The 19812-nt window shown below is 48.7% G+C and carries 18 protein-coding genes; 17 read left to right on the top strand and 1 reads right to left on the bottom strand.

Going from position 1 to position 19812, the window contains the following annotated elements:
* Positions 1–3: 3 nt before the first annotated feature.
* The 11 genes from F3J37_RS01095 (at position 4) to F3J37_RS01045 (ending at position 10408) form a co-directional block, all read left to right on the top strand.
* Positions 4–270, top strand: coding sequence for a type II toxin-antitoxin system YafQ family toxin (locus F3J37_RS01095; protein WP_369410637.1), 267 nt, complete (start codon positions 4–6; stop codon positions 268–270).
* A 42-nt stretch (positions 271–312) separates the two neighbouring features.
* Complete coding sequence (locus tag F3J37_RS01090) at positions 313–2595, top strand: phage tail tape measure protein (RefSeq protein WP_166718889.1); 2283 nt, start codon at positions 313–315, stop codon at positions 2593–2595.
* 10 nt (positions 2596–2605) lie between these two features.
* Entirely contained in the window at positions 2606–2944 is a 339-nt protein-coding gene (locus F3J37_RS01085) for a phage tail protein (protein ID WP_166718890.1), read from the top strand.
* Complete coding sequence (locus tag F3J37_RS01080; RefSeq protein WP_166718891.1) at positions 2941–3696, top strand: phage minor tail protein L; 756 nt, start codon at positions 2941–2943, stop codon at positions 3694–3696. Before F3J37_RS01085 ends, F3J37_RS01080 begins: the two co-directional genes overlap by 4 nt.
* Before the next feature lie 70 nt (positions 3697–3766).
* The gene (locus F3J37_RS01075; RefSeq protein WP_166718892.1) at positions 3767–4654 is read left to right on the top strand and encodes an alpha/beta fold hydrolase; all 888 of its coding nucleotides are present in this window, start codon (positions 3767–3769) and stop codon (positions 4652–4654) included.
* Between the two features lie 69 nt (positions 4655–4723).
* On the top strand, positions 4724–5611 hold the full coding sequence (locus tag F3J37_RS01070) for an alpha/beta fold hydrolase (RefSeq protein ID WP_166718893.1): 888 nt from the start codon (positions 4724–4726) through the stop codon (positions 5609–5611).
* A 10-nt stretch (positions 5612–5621) separates the two neighbouring features.
* On the top strand, positions 5622–6521 hold the full coding sequence (locus F3J37_RS01065; protein WP_166718894.1) for an alpha/beta fold hydrolase: 900 nt from the start codon (positions 5622–5624) through the stop codon (positions 6519–6521).
* A gap of 26 nt (positions 6522–6547) precedes the next feature.
* Positions 6548–7003: a hypothetical protein gene (locus F3J37_RS01060; RefSeq protein ID WP_166718895.1), complete on the top strand. Its 456-nt coding sequence runs from the start codon at positions 6548–6550 to the stop codon at positions 7001–7003.
* Between the two features lie 41 nt (positions 7004–7044).
* Positions 7045–7755: a C40 family peptidase gene (locus F3J37_RS01055; protein WP_166718896.1), complete on the top strand. Its 711-nt coding sequence runs from the start codon at positions 7045–7047 to the stop codon at positions 7753–7755.
* A 74-nt stretch (positions 7756–7829) separates the two neighbouring features.
* Positions 7830–8171, top strand: coding sequence for an energy transducer TonB (locus tag F3J37_RS01050; protein ID WP_166718897.1), 342 nt, complete (start codon positions 7830–7832; stop codon positions 8169–8171).
* 209 nt (positions 8172–8380) lie between these two features.
* Entirely contained in the window at positions 8381–10408 is a 2028-nt protein-coding gene (locus F3J37_RS01045; protein ID WP_166718898.1) for an autotransporter outer membrane beta-barrel domain-containing protein, read from the top strand.
* Between the two features lie 46 nt (positions 10409–10454).
* Here the strand turns inward: F3J37_RS01045 and F3J37_RS01040 are convergent, their stop codons facing one another.
* Positions 10455–10838 (bottom strand): hypothetical protein, encoded by a 384-nt coding sequence (locus tag F3J37_RS01040; RefSeq protein ID WP_166718899.1) that lies wholly within the window; start codon positions 10836–10838, stop codon positions 10455–10457.
* Positions 10839–10981: 143 nt separating this feature from the next.
* Between F3J37_RS01040 and F3J37_RS01035 the strand changes: the two genes are divergently transcribed.
* Genes F3J37_RS01035 through F3J37_RS01010 form a run of 6 tightly spaced genes read left to right on the top strand, consistent with a single transcriptional unit; the run spans position 10982 to position 19798 of the window.
* On the top strand, positions 10982–11581 hold the full coding sequence (locus F3J37_RS01035) for a tail assembly protein (RefSeq protein ID WP_166719122.1): 600 nt from the start codon (positions 10982–10984) through the stop codon (positions 11579–11581).
* Between the two features lie 9 nt (positions 11582–11590).
* Complete coding sequence (locus F3J37_RS01030) at positions 11591–12181, top strand: tail assembly protein (protein ID WP_166718900.1); 591 nt, start codon at positions 11591–11593, stop codon at positions 12179–12181.
* A 50-nt stretch (positions 12182–12231) separates the two neighbouring features.
* Positions 12232–15360, top strand: a complete 3129-nt coding sequence (locus tag F3J37_RS01025) for a TipJ family phage tail tip protein (RefSeq protein ID WP_166718901.1) — start codon at positions 12232–12234, stop codon at positions 15358–15360.
* Positions 15357–15734 (top strand): hypothetical protein, encoded by a 378-nt coding sequence (locus F3J37_RS01020; protein ID WP_166718902.1) that lies wholly within the window; start codon positions 15357–15359, stop codon positions 15732–15734. Before F3J37_RS01025 ends, F3J37_RS01020 begins: the two co-directional genes overlap by 4 nt.
* Entirely contained in the window at positions 15731–16507 is a 777-nt protein-coding gene (locus tag F3J37_RS01015) for a hypothetical protein (RefSeq protein WP_166718903.1), read from the top strand. Before F3J37_RS01020 ends, F3J37_RS01015 begins: the two co-directional genes overlap by 4 nt.
* 15 nt (positions 16508–16522) lie before the next feature.
* The gene (locus tag F3J37_RS01010) at positions 16523–19798 is read left to right on the top strand and encodes a tail fiber domain-containing protein (protein WP_166718904.1); all 3276 of its coding nucleotides are present in this window, start codon (positions 16523–16525) and stop codon (positions 19796–19798) included.
* Positions 19799–19812 lie beyond the last annotated feature (14 nt).

The raw sequence follows: 19812 nt of genomic DNA, 5'->3' as shown, positions 1-19812 counted from the left end.
ATTGTGAAAAAAGTTGTTGAAACTAAGAAATTCGAAAAAGAATTCAAAAAGATGATCAAGAGAGGAAAGGATCCAAAGAAACTCTTTACTTTTGTTCGGCTCCTCGCCAACGAAAGTTATCCTTTGCCGGAACATTATCGGGATCATCCGCTCAAACAATTCAAAGATGTGCGTGATGCTCATATTGAACCCGACTGGGTTCTCTTCTATCGAGTCACGACAAAAGAGGTTGAACTCATTCGAACAGGGACGCATTCCGATTTGTTCTAATCACCACTAACCCGCTTCGGCGGGTTTTTTTATGGGGCAGATATGGCAGCGCGATCGCTTGGAACATTAACCATTGACCTGATCGCCAAAGTAGGCGGCTTTGTCAGTGGACTCAATCAGTCAGAACGCGCCGCCGATAAATGGCGACGAAACGTCAAAGCCGCCGCCGCTGACGTGGGCGCAGCGCTTGCAGGGGTCGGAGTGGTCGCGGCAACCGCCGCCGCCGGGATTGCCACGGCCTCAATTGGTTTGGTCAGAAACACCGCCGATCAGATAACCGAAACGGATCGCTGGGCAAAATCCCTTAAAATTTCGACCCAAACCCTCCTTCAGTGGCAGTATGCCGCGAAACAAGCGGGTATTGCAGGCGACCAGATATCCGACATCTTCAAGGATATTAACGACAAGGTCGGGGATGCAGTATTAAATCAGTCAGGTGATGCAGCTCAGGCGCTGGATACATTAGGGTTATCCGCGCAAAAGCTTCAGAAACTGTCGCCGGACAAAATCCTGACCCAAATCGGTGACGCCTTAAACAACTCAAACATTTCTCAGGCAGGGAAAACCAACATTCTCGAAAGCCTGGTGAATGACGGTTCACGCCTGTTGCCTCTCCTTGAGGACAACAACAAACAGCTGAACCAGTTTAAAGATGCGGCGAAAGATTACGGGCTGGCACCCTCTGACGATCAGATTCAGGGGCTGGTTAAAGTATCAAACTTTTTCCGTGATCTGGATGCCCAGGTCGAAGGATTAAAAACCCAAATCGCGACAGGCCTCGCTCAGGTTGATTTGAGTCCGCTTCAGCGGGGTCTCGATCAGATTCGTCGCGTCTTCACCGATCCGCAAATTCTGCAAGGCTTAACAACGCTGGTCGGTGGTGTGGCGAAGCTGGTTGCTGACTTTGGCGCAATCGCAAGCCGCGCGGCGCAGTTTGCAACCTTGCTTTCAGAGGTGGGTGACAGGTTTAAAGCGGGTGGTTATGCGCTTTATAACCAGCAACAGGCTAATCAGAACAAATCGATTTCTGATATTAACTTGCCTACCCAGCAAGCGACGTTCCCAGGTCAGTTCAAACTCGATCCCGGTCAGACCAATCAGGCGAATCAGGCCGCGAAGCAGCTCGCCAGCGCATACAGTGCCGCAACGCTGCAATATCAGCGCATGATCGCCACGATTAACACCAGTGCGCAACGCGGACAGCAGGTCACAGAGCTTCAGAAGCTGAATTTCAACCTGACCAGCGGCAACCTGAAAAATCTGAACGAGGCGCAAAAGACGCGGTTAAGGGATCTGGCCACAGAGGTGGACCGGCTGAACGCGGTCAAGAAAGCCAATCAGGATAATCTCGCGGTTCAGCAGTTCATTACCAACCTCCAGAACCAGAATCAGAATGCGAACGCCTCGAACAATGTGAACACACAAGGCTTTGGCCTGAGCGACACAGAGAAGCAGCGTTTACAGGACATCATCAGTATTCGTCAGGATTATCTCCAGCAACAGCAAGCTCTCAATGATCAGCAGACCAGAGGCGATATCGATGCGGACGTGTACAAGCGGGAAACCGCCGCATTGTCTCAGGCGTTGCAAACTCGCATCAGCGATCAGCAGGATTATTACAAGAAAATTGACGCGCTTCAGTCTGACTGGCTGAACGGCGCGCAAACCGGGTTTGCAAACTGGGTCGATTCCACCAAAGACATCTCCTCAACGGTTGAAGATGACGTGTCCAGCGCCATGAGTTCCGCACTCGATAATGTGAATTCAGCGCTTGAGGGAAACACAGTGAGCTGGAAACAGTGGAGTGTCTCTGTACTGGAGATGATCGAGAAAGTCGCCGTCCAGGCGGCAGCGTCAAACCTGTTCAGCGGATCGAGTGGCTTATTCAGCTCGGCTATCAGCGGGATTTCGAATTTCTTCGGCGCGTCTACCACCGCGAACGCGAAAGGCGGCGTTTACGGTGCGGGGTTAAGCGCTTACAGCAATTCGATCGTGTCGACACCGACCATGTTCCGGTTTGCCAGCGGTGCAGGACTCATGGGCGAGGATGGTCCAGAGGCGATTATCCCGCTTCAGCGCGCCGCTGATGGTTCGCTGGGCGTGAAAGCCAGTGGCTTCGGTCAGAACAATACGTCACCGACAGGCGGCGTTCAGGTCAACATTACCATTTCCGATTCAGGATCTAATTCCACCACCAACAGCGCGGACTGGCGTCAGTTCGGTAATGAGATCGGACGCTTTGTCGATGAACGCTATAAACGAAATCTCGCCCGTGATTTGCGTGATGACGGGGATATCGGTCGCGTGGTGCGCGGCAAACGATAGAGGGTGAACGATGGCAGTCGAAACCTTCACCTGGTGTGCGCGAATAAACGCCTCAGGTGACATGACGTTCAATGTCCGATCCATTCAGTTCGGGGATGGATATACGCAAGTGGCCGGAAACGGCATCAACAACCGAAGCCAGAACTGGAACCTCACCTTTACGGGAACCGAAGACTTTATTGAGGAAATTAAAACGTTCCTCGATGACAAGGCAGGTTATCAGGCGTTTGCCTGGGAGCCGCCAGGCGAAGATCTCGGTCTTTACCGATGCAGCTCTTATAACCCGACCGCACTCGGCGGGGGTCTCTTCGAAATGACCGCAACCTTTACCCAGGCGTTTGCACCATGAGCTTAACCAGCGATTATCAGAAACTGGAACCGGGTTCAGAAATCCGGTTGTACGAGGTGGATGGATCCGCGTTCGGTGTCGATGAGATTTTACGGTTTCATTCTCACAATATTCCTCACACAGAGGCTGAAATTCTCGCGGCTAACGGTGATGAAACCCAGCTTCCCGCCAAATCGATTATCTGGCAGGGCGAGGAATATTCCGCATGGCCGTGCAAGATTGAAGGGTTAGAGATTTCCACCACAGGCAGCGCACCCAGCCCACGTTTAACGGTCGCGAACCTGAACGGATCCATTACCGCACTCTGTTTGCAGTTTCAGGACATGCTTCAGGCGAAAGTCTCGATTCATGACACGCTGGCGAGCTATCTCGATGCGGCGAATTTTGATGACGGGAATCTGAACGCCGATCCGACACAGGAAAAGCTCAGGGTGTTTTATATCGACAGCAAGACATCCGAAACGAAAGTTCAGGTCGAATTCCAGTTGTCGAGTCCGATGGACTTACAAGGTTTGCAAATTCCGACCCGTCAGCTTCATGCGGTGTGTTCCTGGTGTATGCGTGGGAAATACCGATCCGGCGACGGTTGTGATTACGCCGGAACGAATTATTTCGACAAGTTCAATAATCCCGTTGATGATCCCAGTCAGGATGTCTGCTCGGGCACGATCACCGGATGCAAGCTCCGGTTCGGGCAGGATAACCCATTATCTTTCGGAGGTTTCCCAGGAACCTCGCTATTGCGAACCTGATCGCTCAGATTGTGATGTTTATTAAATCGGCACTTCTATTATCAGGATTGCCAACAGGTAAGAGGTCAACATGTTCGCAACGGTAAATACGGTGAAACTTTTCTTTGACGTGATCGGATCGGGTGTGGATATGTCCGACACGTTACTGAAAACGAAACCTGTGATCATCGCGCTCAATGGTGGGTATGGTTACGACCATACTTATCTTCGTTTAGGCCTGGATGCGTTGAGCAAAGATTATCAAATTGTCTATGTCGACATGCGGGGTCATGGCAAATCTGAAGCCGTGAAACGTTCAACGATTCAGTTTGAAACAATGGCTGACGATGTCGCGAAATTGGTGGAAGCGCTCGGTCTGGAATCGGCGATCATCTTTGGTCATGCCTCAGGGAGCTTCGTCGCGCAAAAAATGGCGATCCGGCATCCTGACAAAGTCAAAGGGCTGATTCTGGTCTCAAGCACAATGGGAATGTCGGTTATTCCTGGGAAAGCGGAAGAAGGTTATCCACAGTTTTTCCTCAAAGATCGCGTTCAGGGTGAGTTGCTTGACGTCGGACATAATTTTTTCTTCCAACCGACCGCACTCACCGATCAGGATTTCCAGTATTACTGTCACAACATCGGTCCTTATTATTTCGCCACGCAAAATATGGGACTGTGTGAAAAAGTTATCAGCTATGTGACCTATAACATCGACCTTGTGAACCATTATCGGCGATTGATGCCGTTTTATAACTCACAGGGTCAGGTCTCGAATATTAAACAACCGACTTTGCTGATGGCCGGGATGTATGACTGGGCAACACCTCCCGTCGGTTCCTATATGCTCGCCAACAAGTTACCTGACTGTGATTATGTCGAGTTCGATCAATCGGGCCATTATCCGTTTATCGAAGAACCTGAGAAATTTCAGGATTCCGTCTGGAGCTTTATTGATAAAAATTCCTTCGCCGTGTGATGTGGTGTTGATCGGTTACAGGGATGTAAAAATACCTCTGTTATTTTCAAATCACTTAAAGAGGTTTCTATGTTTGCGAATGTTAACGGTAAAAAGATTTTCTTTGATGTTGTCGGTGAGGGGTTGTCTACCGCCACACCTGAACTTAAACCCCGTCCGACGTTTGTCGTGCTGCATTGCGCCTCAGGCTTCGATCATGGGTATCTTCGCAACAGCTTACATCAGCTGAGCCTGTTCGGTCAGATCGTTTATATCGATTTGCCGGGTTCCGGTCGTTCAAAGCATGTTGATGTCAAAACCATCACGTTTGAATCGATGGCAGATGATGTGAAAGGCATGATTGATTATCTGGGCATTCAATCGCCTTACATCTTCGCGCATTGTGCAGGCGGTTTTGTGGCGCAACATTTCGCGATCCGTCATCCCGGCGTCGCGAAAGGCTTAATTCTGGTGAATACCGCGCCTTCTTACACCAAATCTCATGACCAGGTCGCGCCGAACCCGATGCTGAATGAGCGCGCCACCGAAGATATCGTTAACACCTGTCTTCGAGTTTATGCGCCAGGCGTGGTGTCTGAGGAAACGCTCACACAAGAGCTGGTCGACAAGATGTTGAAAGAGGTCGGGCCATACTTCTTCGCGGAGGATTACATGGATATGTATGATTCTGTGTTCTCCTTCACCGGAATGAACGTGGAAATGCTCGACCATTTTGTGACTGAGATTTATCCGAAGTTTGATGTGCGGGAAGAAATCAAACAGATCGACATCCCGACGCTGATTGTGGCGGGTTCTCAGGACTGGTTGACGCCTCCCAGCGGCGCGCGCCTGATGCATAAGAACATCAAAAACTCTATCTATCGTGAGTTTGCCGAATCCTGTCATCTGAGCTTTGCGGAAAAACCGCAATCGTTTATCGGATGCGTGGAAGGCTTCCTTGACTTGCAAAAAGCATAGGTAAAGAACGATGTTTGCTCGCATTAACGATACGCGGATTTTCTTTGATGTTGTCGGTGAAGAACTCAACTCTGTCACCGCGCAACTCAAACCAAAGCCGACGCTAATCCTGATTCATGGCGGTCTGGGGTTCGATCATGGGTATCTTCGCCCCGCGTTCGATATGCTCGCCATCGATTTTCACCTCATTTACCTCGACTTGCGCGGTCAGGGACGGTCAGACGCCGTCCCGATCGAGAGCATTACACTTGAGCAATGCGCGGATGATGTGAAAGGGCTGTGTGATTATCTCGGGATTGAGAAAGCGTTTTTCCTCGGCCATTCGGCCGGGGGATATATTGCGCAAATTCTCGCGCTCGAATATCCGAAACTCATTCAGGGCTTAATCCTGGTGAATACCGGATCCGGGCATAAGTTCACCTACAGCGAGAAGATGGGTGAGGTCGAACCTGAGCTGAAATCCAGAGCGCCAGAAAGCGTGATGAACGTGATGGCCAGACTGTTTAATCCTGAGCAATATTCAGAGGGTACGACCGAAGGTCGTCGTCGTATGCATACCGAATACCTGAGCAAGGTGGGGCCGTACTATTGCGCACCCGATAACATGCCGATGTTCGGTCGCATTATGGCTTACACACGTCCGACGTTCCGCGTGATGGATCATTTCGTGGGTCATTTGATGCCGTATTATGATGTCGGGGATAAGATTAAGGCGATTAAAGCGCCGACGCTTGTCACCTCTGGCGCGTATGACTGGGTGATCACCCCTCTGAAATCACGCTGGATTGCGGAACATATCCCGAAAGCGCGCTTTGTGCTTTTCAGGCACAGTGGCCATTTCCCTTTCATTGAGGAACAGGAGCATTTCGAACAGATTGTTCACGATTTTATTACGGAGCATGCTCAGTGATCCATTTCAGCAAAAGAGAGAATGCTATGAGCGATAAAAAAATTCTGACGATTGACGGTAAGGTAAATTTTGAAAATGCCATTGCGGCGATTCAAAATCCTCTCCTGAAAAACGTCCTGAAAGAACGGGAAGAACTCCTGAAAAATAAAATGTGGTTTGGTTTGCTTTATCTCACCATGTTTTATGAAAATTACTATTATCATCTTTACAACACAGAGTTCGTGAACATTCGCGACGCGTCGAAAATGGCGGGGGTGGAGTTACCCGATACCCCGACAAAAGAAGTCGCGTTCAGCCGCGCTGAATATTATACGGATGCGTTTCATTTCGAAATGAAGTTCTTCATTGATGCGAATGAGAAGATCTTCATGCAACGCATCGTGAACGACGTCGCTGAATATCTGGCTCACAAAAATCCTGAGTCGACTCATTTTGTCGAGTTCAATCGAGATCCGAACATTCTCAGGAGTATCTTAAAGTAAAATGAACCCCGCGAAAGCGGGGTTTTTTTTGGGGGTAAGACATGGATCTGACCTTACAAAAGGAGATCTTCGGTCATGCTGAGCGCGTTTATCCCAATGAGTGTTGTGGCGTTATTGTCCAGACAGGCGAATCAAAGTATTACATACCGTGTCATAACCTGTCCGAAGACCCCACAGAGCAATTTATCCTCTGCCCAAGAGATTTTGCCAGAGCCGAAGACCTCGGCACCATTACCGCCATCGTGCATAGTCATCCAGATGCAACCCCACAGCCCAGCCATCTTGATCGGGCGATGTGCGATGACAGCGCGGTGCCCTGGATTATCGTTAGCTGGCCTGAGGGCGATCTCAACACCATTTACCCCAGAGGTGAACTCCCCTTAATCGAACGGCCTTTTGTCCTCGGTCATTCGGATTGCTGGGGATTGGTCATGAGCTATTTCAACCAGGTTCATCACATCACGCTCAATGATTACCGCGTCGATTTCCCCTGGTGGGAGGATGGACACAGTGAAGACCTCTATCGGGATAACTGGTTTGAATGTGGCTTTCGCGAGTTTGTTGGTCAACCTCAGCCGTCAGATGTCATCCTGATGCAGATTCGAAGCAAGAAATGGAACCACGCCGGAATTTTACTCGACGGGAACATGATGCTTCATCATCTTTATGGCAGACCCAGCAACCGGATCCCTTATGGGGGTTACTGGCGTGAGCGAACGATTAAAATCGTCAGGCATAAAGATTTGATGTGATAGGAATCAGCACAAACGGAGAAGTTTTAGCACTCCTTGCGTATACACTTTGTATCTCCGCAAGGAGTGTTAACTTGTCACAATTAAGGTTTATCGTGTTTAAAAAAATAATGCTGATTCTGGTCTTGATGATGTCGGGATGTTCCTCGATGTATTCTCACAAGAAGCCTGGAACCTATACCTATCCTTCAAGAGCCTGGGCGCTGAATGTTGATGGCGATGTCAGTGTTTCATTCGATGTCGATAGTCGAGGGAAAACCGAAAACATTCATATCCTTTCTGAACATCCTGAATATTTGTTTTCTAGAGGCGTGATCAACGATGTCAGTGAATGGAAATTCCCAGCCGGACATCCTCAACATCATTTGATTTATCATGCCTCATTCAGAAAACCTGGCATCAAATACACCAACTGATTCAGAACCCGCCGAACGGCGGGTTTTTGTTTTTGTGAATAGGTAAAGATTTGATGCGACACCTGATCACATTCAAAGTTTAACCTAAGTAGTGATTTCGCTTAGATTGTGAATTAAAAGCGAAGATATCCCACAAAATGACCTCTGGAATGAGAGATTCCAAAAAAGTGAGTCAAATCACAGGTTAATTAATATTTGTGGAGATATGAATGAGCAAGGTTTCAACGCTTTCTTTGTTAAGCCTGATTGTATCAGTGTCTTTCAGTTCACACGCGCTCGCGCAAAACTTTGATTCCGTCACAGCGTTTGGCGACAGCTTGAGTGACGGAGGCAATGTAGGACGTTTCATCTTCGATGGCGCTCAACATCCGATGTATGACGAACTTTTCGCTCAGCACTTTGGCTTAAATCTGACACCGTCAAGCCAGGGAGGTTCAAATTTCGCTGAGGGTGGCGCGGTCAGTGATGGTTCACTGGACTCGATTTCATCGCCTCCCGCTCCAGAAGGATTTGATACGCAAACGCAGATCAACAATTATCTTCAGGCGAACGGCGGTAAAGCGGATCCTCACGGTCTCTATATCCATTGGATCGGGGCGAACGATATCGCGACAGCCGCCTTAACGCCTTCAACAGCAATTCAAACAGTGGCGAAAAGTGCAAATCTGTCGGTGAATCAGGTCAAGCAGCTCCTGAACGCAGGTGCGGGAACGGTCATCGTGCCGAACATTCCGAACCTCGGAAATACGCCGTTCATGTTACAAACAGCAATCGGGGCTTTCGGAGGTCAAGCTGGATTGACTCAAGACCAGATCGCAGCCGCAGCAGAGCAGGCGATCAAGTTTGCCAATACACAAGAAACCCCTGATAAAGCAACACGCGAGAAAGCCCTTCAGGCTTCATTGCAAAGTGCAGCACAGTTATTAGGGGGAGGCGATGCAGATCAAACCGCTCAAATCTATCAAGGGTTATTACAAGCTTATGACGAGGTCAGCGGTTCGGTTTCAGCTTTAACCGCAGCGTATAACCAGCAGGAAGAAGCCGGATTAGACCAACTCAAAGGAAACATTGTTCGTCCTGACTTTGCCGGACTCTTTAACGAGATTATCAATGACCCGAAAAAATTTGGTTTTACGAATACCATCGGGCAAGCTTGCGGATTTGGCGTCGCGGCGAATACGTGTACCTCCGATCAGGATACGTTCAGCAAAGACCAGACCGATCTCTTCTCTGATGATTTCCACCCAAACCCAGCGCTGGAAAAAATCCTGAGTGATTACCTGGTGTCGGTCATGAAAGCGCCTCAACAGGTCGGTTCGCTTTCACAGGGGCCATCAATTTTTTTGGGAGGAATGGAAACCACCCTTGATGGCAACCTTCAGCAACAGCGTGAATCAGGAACAGGTCAGCAAGGCGATGTCACCACCTATGCAGGCTATACAGGCTCACACGTCAACTATAAAGATGACGATGGGAGTAACGGAAACGGTAACACAACCGATCTTTCGTTAGGTGTTGGTTATAACCTGCTTGATAACTGGCAAGTTGGGGTTATGTATGCTCACAGTGACGACCGTCAAAAACCACTGGGGGATTTTAACTACAAGTTGCGCGGAAACATGGTCGGTTTGTTCAGTCAGCTGAAGCTGTTCGATCACTGGTGGATTAATGGCGATCTGCATTTTGCCGACCTGAGCTTTGACAGCATTAACCGCTCAATGAATCTGGGGCCAGATCGCCGTACTGAGCAAGGCAGCACGAACGGTAAGATGTTCGGGCTTCGCGCTCAGACAGGCTGGGACATTCCGATCACCGATTACCTCTCAACCTCTCCTGTTGTCGGTTATGCCTGGGATTATGTCCATGTTGGCGGTTATCAGGAAGAGGGGAATGATTCTACCGCGATGCGCTTTGGTGCTCAGGAAGATCACACCCAAACCGGAACGCTCGGATGGCGCATCGACACTAAAAACTTACCTGTCAATCCGTGGGTAGAGGTGGATTACAATCACTTGTGGGGTGATGAGAATTCCAGAATCAATTCAGGGCTGAAAACCTCACCGACCTCGTTTGTCACCACCGTTCCAGAGGGTGATAAAAATTATATGAATGTTGCTGTCGGGGCAAACATCCCGATTGATAACGTGCTGAATGCCTATGCAGGTGTTTCGACGGTTGTCGGTAACAGTGAATATAATGATATTGCGTGGAATGTGGGAATGTCTGCGACATTCTAAAAGATTGACGTTCTGAAATAAGAAACCCGCCTTTCGGCGGGTTTTGTTATTTGCTTGCGAGAAGTTCGGTTTCAGGCATTCGGTTTTCACAGCCAGGTAAGTTCTTATCAATAATAAGATTACCTTTCACGTTGAATCCGTCGAATCCAAAAAGAAGATAAAACCCGTTTTCATCAACAACAACATCAGTCAGACCCACGGCACACTTATCTGTTTCAATGGCTCTATCAGTAGCTTCTTTAACATTAGGATAGCCAATCGGTAAAATAATGATAGGAACACGATCGATACCTGTCACACGCTTTCCAATAATAAATCCATTGCTATTCAGGTTCATGTTTTTGGTACTGGCGACGGTCAGATCGGCAACGCGCATAGAACATCCTGATAAAGCAACCATCGACAATAAAAGCATTACTAATTTTTTCACTTCGTTATCCTCATTAAAAAGCGCGAGGATAATAAACTTCTATTCTGTCAAAGCTTATCAAAGTGAGCGGTTTATTTTTAATGAAATGTATTCGTTTTGTTAAAAATAAATCACTCAAATCTCTCTTTCCAAATGGATTAACGATGAATGAAGTCATGACCCGCATTGAACTCGGCGGCGTTCTCGGTCGCACCTTTGGGAAAGTTCATTACCGTTCGATTACCCGCACTCAGGAGGCGTGTCGATCGCTTGCCGCTACGGTGAAAGGGTTTGAATCCTTCATGATTACCAGCAAACGGCGAGGGCTGACCTATAGCGTTTTTCGTGGCAAAGCCAATATCGGATTCGAAGAGCTGAGTTATCCGGTGACGGGCGAGACGATCAAAATCATGCCTGTTTATATCGGCAGTAAACGAAGTGGACTCTTTCAGACGATTATCGGTGCGGTTCTGGTGGTCGTTGGCGTAGCTATCAGCTACTTCACAGGCGGTACGGCGTCAGCGGTCGGAGCAGGTATCGCAAAATTCGGCGGTGCGATGCTTATCGGTGGTGTCATCCAGATGTTATCACCTCAGCCGCCAGGACTGGCTCACAAAGACGATTCTGATAATGCCCCCTCCTATGCCTTTGGACCGGCGGTCAATACGGCGGCACAAGGTTATCCGGTGCCGTTGCTCTATGGCCAGCGTCGAATCGGTGGCGCGGTCATCAGCGCCGGAATCTATATCGAAGACCAGCAATAAGGATCATCTATGAACGAAGTGATGACGCGCATTGAACTCGGAGGCGTGCTGGGAAAAACATTCGGTAAAGTGCATTACAGGTCGATTCGCAAAACCCAGGAAGCCGCTCACGCGCTCGCCGCCACACTCAAAGGGTTTGAGAAATACATGATATCGAGCCGAAAGCGCGGACTGACATTCTCTGTGTTTACAGGCAAAACCAATATTGGCTTTGACGATCTGAAAAAACCCGCATCGGGTGAGGTGATCCGCATCGTTCCGGTGATTATGGGCAGCAAGCGCGCCGGACTCTTACAAACGATTGTGGGTGTCGCCCTGATTGCGATCGCGATTTTTGCTCCATGGGGTGCGGCGATTGCAGGAAGTAACTTTGCTTTTCAGGCAGGCGTCGCGGTCACGCTCGGTGGCGTGGTGCAAATGCTTTCGCCTCAGGCACAGGGTTTATCCTACAAAGATGATTCAGACAACCAGCCTTCCTATGCATTCGGGCAACCAACGAACACCGCATCACAGGGTTATCCAGTTCCGTTACTGTACGGACAAAGGCGAATCGGCGGGGCGATCGTCTCAGCCGGGATGTATGTCGAAGATCAGCAATAACGACGTTGTGAAGACGGGTCGCGCAAGCGGCCTTTTTTTATAGGCGCGATATGGCAAACAAAAAGATTTCAGGCAGGAAGGGCGGTTCCACATCATCCAGAACACCTGTTGAACAACCCGATGATCTCCAGTCGGTCGCGAAAGAAAAGATACTGATTGCGCTCGGTGAGGGTGAGTTTGCGGGAGAATTGACAGGACAGAATATTTATCTCGACGGAACACCGTTACTGAATGCGGATGGGTCGAGTAATTTCAGCGGTGTCTCATGGGAATTTCGGGCAGGCACACAGGATCAGACTTATATCCAGGGTTTGCCAGGAACCGAAAATGAAATTGCCGTCGGAACCACGATTACTGAAACCACGGGGTTCACTCGGACTTTCACCGATACCACCCTTTCCGCAATCCGGCTTCGTATTCAATGGCCATCGTTATTCTCTCAGGACAGCAACGGTGACTTAAACGGTTACTCGATAGCCTATAACATTCAGGTTTCAACCGATGGAGGCACGTTCAACACCGTCATTGATACCGCTGTGACAGGTAAAACGACCACAGGTTATGAGCGTTCACATCGCGTGGATTTGCCTCAGGGCGGTTCAACATGGACAGTGCGTTTAAATCGCACTACAGCGGTTCAGAACTCGGCGCTCATTGGCGATACGATGACCCTTGAGAGTTATACAGAGGTCATTGACGCGAAACTGCGTTATCCCTTAACCGCTTTACTTTATATGGAGTTCGACTCCAGTCAGTTCTCAGGCAACGTGCCACAAATCACCTGTGAACCGAAGGGTCGAATTATTCGTGTGCCGGATAACTACGATCCTGACACGCGAACCTATACCGGAACATGGGACGGCACCTTTAAACTCGCCTGGACAGATAATCCGGCCTGGGTGTTTTATGATTTGGTGGTCACAGACAGGTTTGGCCTGGGAGACCGACTGACCTCAGACAACATCGATAAGTGGACGCTTTACACCGTCGCGCAATATTGTGATGAACTGGTGCCGGACGGGTTAGGAGGCAGTGGAACGGAACCGCGCTTTAAATGTGATGTGTATGTTCAGAACCGATCTGATGCTTATACCGTGTTTCGGGACTTTGCAGCCATTTTCAGAGGGATGACGTATTGGGCCGGTGATCAGATTGTCGCGCTGGCTGATATGCCGCGCGATGTCGATTACAACTACACAAACGCCAATGTCATTGACGGTCAGTTCGCTTATTCCAGTTCAAACACCAAAACCCGTTATACCTCAGCCCTCGTTTCATATTCCGATCCGGCGAATGGGTATGCCAACGCCGTTCAGCCTGTCTTTGAACCTGACTTAGTCACACGATATAAGACGTTTAACCAGCTGGAACTCACAGCCATTGCCTGTACTCGACAGAGCGAGGCAGACAGGCGAGGGCGCTGGGGGATTTTAACCAACATTCAGGACAGGGTGATCACGTTTCAGGTCGGTCTCGACGGGGATATTCCGTTACCCGGTTATATTATTGCTGTGGCCGATGAGTATTTATCGGGTCGGGTAGCAGGTGGACGCATTCGATCGGTTGATGGTCGGATTATTACGCTCGACAGAACGCCGGATGCAAATGAGGGAGACCGACTACAGCTTAACTTACCCTCAGGCACTTCAGAGGCAAGAACCATTGAGTCGATCGCCGAAAACATCGTGACGGTCTCGGTGGCCTATACTGAAACACCAGAGACAGAATCAGTGTGGATCGTCGAATCAACGGAGGTGCTAGCCCAGCTCTATCGCGTCTCGATGGTCAGTATGGATGATGACGGGAATTTCAGTATCACCGGGAGCACTTACGATTCCTCGAAATACGATGCGATCGATAATGGCGCGCAGCTCGATACCCGACCTGTCAGCGTAATACCCGCTGGCACACAGAACGCGCCTTCGAATATTGTCATCGATGAATATTCGGTGGTGAATCAGGGTATCAGTCTCCAGACAATGCGCGTTCAGTGGGATCCGACGGATAACGCATTGGCCTATGAAGCGCAGTGGCGACGCAATTCCTCGAACTGGATCAATGTTCCCCGCACCTCGACCATCTCCTTTGAGGTTCCGGCAATCTACACAGGCACCTATCAGGCGCGGGTCAGAGCGATTAACGCCGCTGAGATATCATCAGGATGGGCGAATTCGGATCTGGTGGATTTAACAGGTAAGGTGGGTAATCCTCCCTTGCCTGTTGGCTTTAACGCATCAACAGATGTTGTCTGGGGGATTACGTTAACCTGGGGCTTTCCTGATAACACAGAGGATACACTCAAGACGACCATCCAGACCGCGACGAATGCTGAGGGAACCGATGCGACCTTGCTCGCCGATGTCGCTTATCCCAGTCATGTTTACGTAATGCAGGGTTTAGTCTCGGGTCAGGGATTCTGGTTCCGCGCGCAGCTGGTGGACAAAACCGGGAATGAGTCAGGTTATACCGACTGGATCCATGGTGAGGCATCAGAGAATATCCCGGACATTATCGGCGACATCAGTAAAGAGATTGAGGCGTCACCTGCATTCCAGGCGATTAATCAGAATATCGCCGATAATGCAGCCGCGATTCTTGAGAATGCGCTCGCGAACAATGCCACTGTAGAGCGTCAATATCAGCAATATGGAGAGGTTCACGCCGAAATTCTTACTATCAGTACGACGGTCGCGGACCAGAATCAGGCCTTAGCCGATCTGGAAACGCGGCTAGATGCGGAAATCGATGATACCGCCGCGCTGATTGATGAAAAGCTGACGGCAAACGTCACGGATGACGGCACGGCCACCGCGACATTCTCGCTTGAGGTCGGTGTCACACGTAGTGGAACCTTCTATTCAGGCGGGATGGCCGTCGGTATCGCTCCTGCAACAAATGGCGGGTATGAATCGACCATCGTGTTCAGTGCGGATCAGTTCGGTATCTATAACGGTTCAGACCCCACAAACTATCAGCTGGCGTTTTCTGTTGTGAATTCTCAAACCTATATAAATTCCGCATTCATCGAAGATGCGACCATTACCAGCGCCAAAATTCAGGACGTTATTCAGTCATCTTCTTACGGAAACGGCGGAGGCTGGCGGCTGAGTAAGAATGACAACAACCTTATTTTTACGGATGCGAATAATGTGGTTCGTTTTAAGGTGGGACGCCTATGAGTGATTTTGGTTTTCAGGGATTTAACGCAAGTGCCGGACTTCAGTTTGATACGAGCGTGATGTTTTCCAGACTTAAGGGTTCGTTTCAGATTCCGATTTCGCAATATACGTTTCAGGCTCCATATTCGGTAAGCTTTGCAGCTGACTTTTCAGGTGGCACACCCTTTACGTTTTTTGTCCCGATTGCCGGGATAACGGTGCCGAATACGGAAACCTTCGCTTATCTCACCCCCAACATCACCATCGGTTCGGGTTCAATCACGCTTTCGTACAACAATAACATCGCCTCATTCCCTGACGATTTGGCAACAGGATTATGGATAGGCGGGTTAATGGTGTATTGGGGTGTTTATTACGGGCCACATGATTTATGACTGACTTTGTATTAGAGGTTATCAATTCACATGACCTGGCAATACAGACAACAACGGATGTGAATTTTGTTTTACGGTCATCCGGTCAATTCTCAGACGCAAACTTTAATACGACCAGCCAATATTATAATCACGCGTATATGGATATCAGCGCGATGAACGCGCCATTGGTTTTCTTTCGACCCATGACATCGAGTTCGCGCATTGCTTATATCCCAGGCATTCAGGAACACATTGCAGGGGCGAATGGTGCTACCCAAAAACGAGGAACCGTTTTGAAATGGTACAACCTCACAATAGGCACGATGCAATATTACATTTTCGATCAATGGGTTCCTCCTGAGCGATCAGATTATGGCATCCAGGCCTTCGACGGTTCAGGGAATATCATCTTTGATGCCGGATGGAATTTCATGAAGGTCGTGAATATCAAATGGCTCGACCCGGGTTTCCCGAATCATGCCAGCGATCCGGGTGGTTCAAACTGGACAAGCGTCGGAACGATGGGTGCCGGAACACTCGCTGGATCGATGCCCAATCCGCGAGGCTGGATTTATCAGGGTCTGGGCACCTTTGGTATCGTGTTATATGAATCCTTTCACTTTGATGGAGCAAGTAACGAGGTGATGATCTCGCTAGTGCCAAGAGGTGAATTTCTCGATGAAGCTCCGGCGACGGGCTGGATGCATGATGCAAGCCTTTCACACGTCATGGCTGTTGACGTCTCTTCTCTCCCCACAAACTACAACTCGATTAGTGTATCCGCTTCCTAATCTGAGGGTTTATTTATGCCATCGGGAACGATTACCGTTACTAACGCCTCAACCACCATCACTGGAGATGGCACCACTTTTACAACTGATGTGAATGCGGGTGATTATATTTCCTTTGCGATTGGCGGCGTCCAATATACCTATCCTGTTGCCACCGTTGACAGTGATTCAAGCTTAACAATTGCGATGGGATTCAATGGCACAACGACATCCAGCCTCACATATGAGGTCGTGCCAATCACTCAGTTGATTCCAATCCCTGCATCACTGGTGAATCAAACCACTCAAGCACTAAGAGGAAACCAAACCGATCGGGATAACTGGAATCAGCTTTTAACTGTTGATGATGATGTCACAATCACAAATCCAGATGGTACGACCTTTACCGGTCCCAGCTGGTTGAAAGTGGCAGAAGGAATCAATCTCACTGACCTGGATCAAGTCACCGCGATTGCCTCACAAATTCAGGCTAACGCCGATGCGGCTTCCACCAGCGAAACGAACGCAGCCAACAGCGCAAGTGCCGCCGCGACCAGTGAATCTAACGCCGCAACAAGTGAACAAAACGCCGCAACAAGCGAAACCAATGCGGCACAAAGTGCAACTGATGCCCAAACCAGCCTTGATTCAATAGGTGATTCTGTTACGCAAGCGGCTGAAAGCGCTTCAGCCGCATCGGATTCAGCAAGTGCAGCCGCAACATCAGAAAATAATGCCGCTAATTCCGCTTCCGCAGCCAGTACAAGCGAACAAAATGCGGCAACTAGCGAACAGAACGCATCGACAAGCGAAAGTAACGCCGCAAGTTCAGAATCCAATGCCAGCGATTCGGCTGACGCATCGGCACAAAGTGCATCAGATGCCGCAGACAGTGCAACCTCAGCAGCGACAAGCGAAACCAACGCATCGAATTCAGCCATTGGTTTGAGTGCCGCTGTCAGCAGTGCGGCACAAAGTGCATCAGATGCGAGTGATAGCGCCGATCGGGCTGAAGCCGCAGCGGCAGATCTGGAAAATAACAATGCGTTAGCCGCAACCATTGATCATATCGATACGGATACTAATGACGTTTATTTTAAAGGTTCTTTGATTTCAGGATATACCTCAACGGATCCATCAGAAATGAATGCCGCTTTTGTCCTGGCGAATGAACCTGTGACGGGCGATGTTGTTAATGGCGGAGTAATAAAAACATCGATCATCGTTGGTGATGACGAATATTTGTCCGCAACCATTCAAACGAATGTGACAGTTGGCAATGATCCGACAGTCGATATTGTGCTGACGGATTCAACCGGAGACGAAACGTCAACGAAATCATGGTCGATGCCTAATACTGAAGGGCAATTACTTAACCTCGATGCCGCTGGAATGAGTTCAGCAAGCGATACCGTTGTTAATTTTAAAGGTTCCGTCGGGGTCACAGTTGATGCCTCTCGCGATACAGAGTTAGTGACATTACGGCAACTCAATACAGCTTTAGCTGGTGTGGGAGGCGATAATGGTGCGACTTTAAACGGGGTTATGAATAATCTTATTGGAGGGGTTGTTTGGGTGAATGGCGCGCGAGGAGTTGATCGAGCTGGCCATCTCCCGGCTGATGGACAGGAATTAACTCGAACAGATTACCCTGACCTTTGGGCAGCGGTTGAAGCTGGATTATATGCCAGTATAGATGAAATAACATGGCAATCATCAGCAAGTAATCGAGGTTATTATTCTACTGGCGACGGCTCTACAACGTTCAGATTACCCGATCTTAATGGTCGTCAAAGTGGGTCAACTCAAGGAATTTTCCTTCGAGGTGATGAAGATGGCATGTTGCCTGGTGAGGTTAGAACGAGTGCTATTCCTAACATTTCAGGATCCCTGGGAAATCTAGGATCTAATTTAAGTGGTGGTGCAACATCAAGCAATCAAGGATCTGGCGTTTTAATGTGGTCAGGGATTACAGCTCCAACATACGCAGGGACAGGAACATCTCCGTCTTCGAGCGGGTTATTTGATCTGAATTTCAATGCCAGTCGCGGGAGCAGTATATATAAAGATAATCTTTCAGAAGTTAGACCGCCTTCTGTTTCTGGTATGTGGTTGATACGTGTAAACGGATCGTTCGTTTCATCAGATACGAATTTCAATGTTATCAACGCAATCGATGCACTTCCTGATTCAGGAGTTGTTGTAAACGGAGGAGATTTACAATCAGTTTATCAGGTTGATGGATCAGATTATGTTGTTGCTCGATTACGTTCCCAATTAACCGTCGGTACTATTCCTTCAGCGATGATTGAAATCATCGATTCCTCAGGCGATACCGTCACAACAGATCAGATCCAGTTTGATAAAACAGGGATGGTCTATCGCGAGGCAAGTGGTGCCGGGTCGGATAATAATCGAACGGGTGGACATTACCGATCTGAGACGACTCAAAGTTTTGGTCAGATGTATGCTTACCGAAATTCAGCTGATGGCGGTTTGGTCTTCCAGGTCTCTCAGGATTCAGAGGCCGTTCAGAGCTTTTTCATGACAGGTGAAGGTCACTTTGTCACACCAGGACAAATTGACGCTTTAACAGGTCCTATTCAAGCGGTCAATGGGGAAGTAGTTACTGCGACAACCGCTCCCAGCTCTCCGACAAATGGAAATTATCTTAACACCCCAGCAGTCAAAGCTTTATTGATAGGAAGAGGAGCACGAGGTGATACTAGAGGTGGCTTTTTTGGGATGTATCATCAGGAAGAAGTCGGAGTGATGGCAAGAGGGATATTTAACTTAAATGGATATGGTACAGACTGGAGTTGGTCATTTAATCAAGACGAAACAACATCTTCACCTTTAGGTCAATTAACAGCCGGAGGTTCTGACCGAAGGATGAAAACGAACATCCAGCCGACGACACCTGGCGCTGGAGAAAGAATTGATCAGATAGAGGTCATCGAATTTGAATGGATCCGGTCAGGAATAAAAGAGCGGGGATGTATTGCGCAACAAGTTCAGGAGATAGATGAACTTTATACTCACTTAAACGGCGAGAATATCGACAGCGAAGGGAATAAGTTTACTGTCCTGAATGTCAGAGATCGGGCGATTCTTGCTGATGTTGTTGTTTGCGTTCAAGAGTTAAGAACTCAGGTAAAAGATTTAAATTCCTCAATATCATCAATTTCAGATGAACTGAAGGCTGAAAAAGAAAAAACAAAGTCTTTAATTGCGGCGTTGGGTTATCTGGCTGACGGAGATAACGAGAGCTTTAAAGAAAATTTAAATGAACTCAGAGGCGTTCACATTTAAATCCAATCTTAATT

Source organism: Candidatus Pantoea communis (assembly GCF_011752685.1).
GTDB lineage: Bacteria > Pseudomonadota > Gammaproteobacteria > Enterobacterales > Enterobacteriaceae > Pantoea > Pantoea communis.
This window is presented reverse-complemented; position numbering and strand designations above follow the sequence as displayed.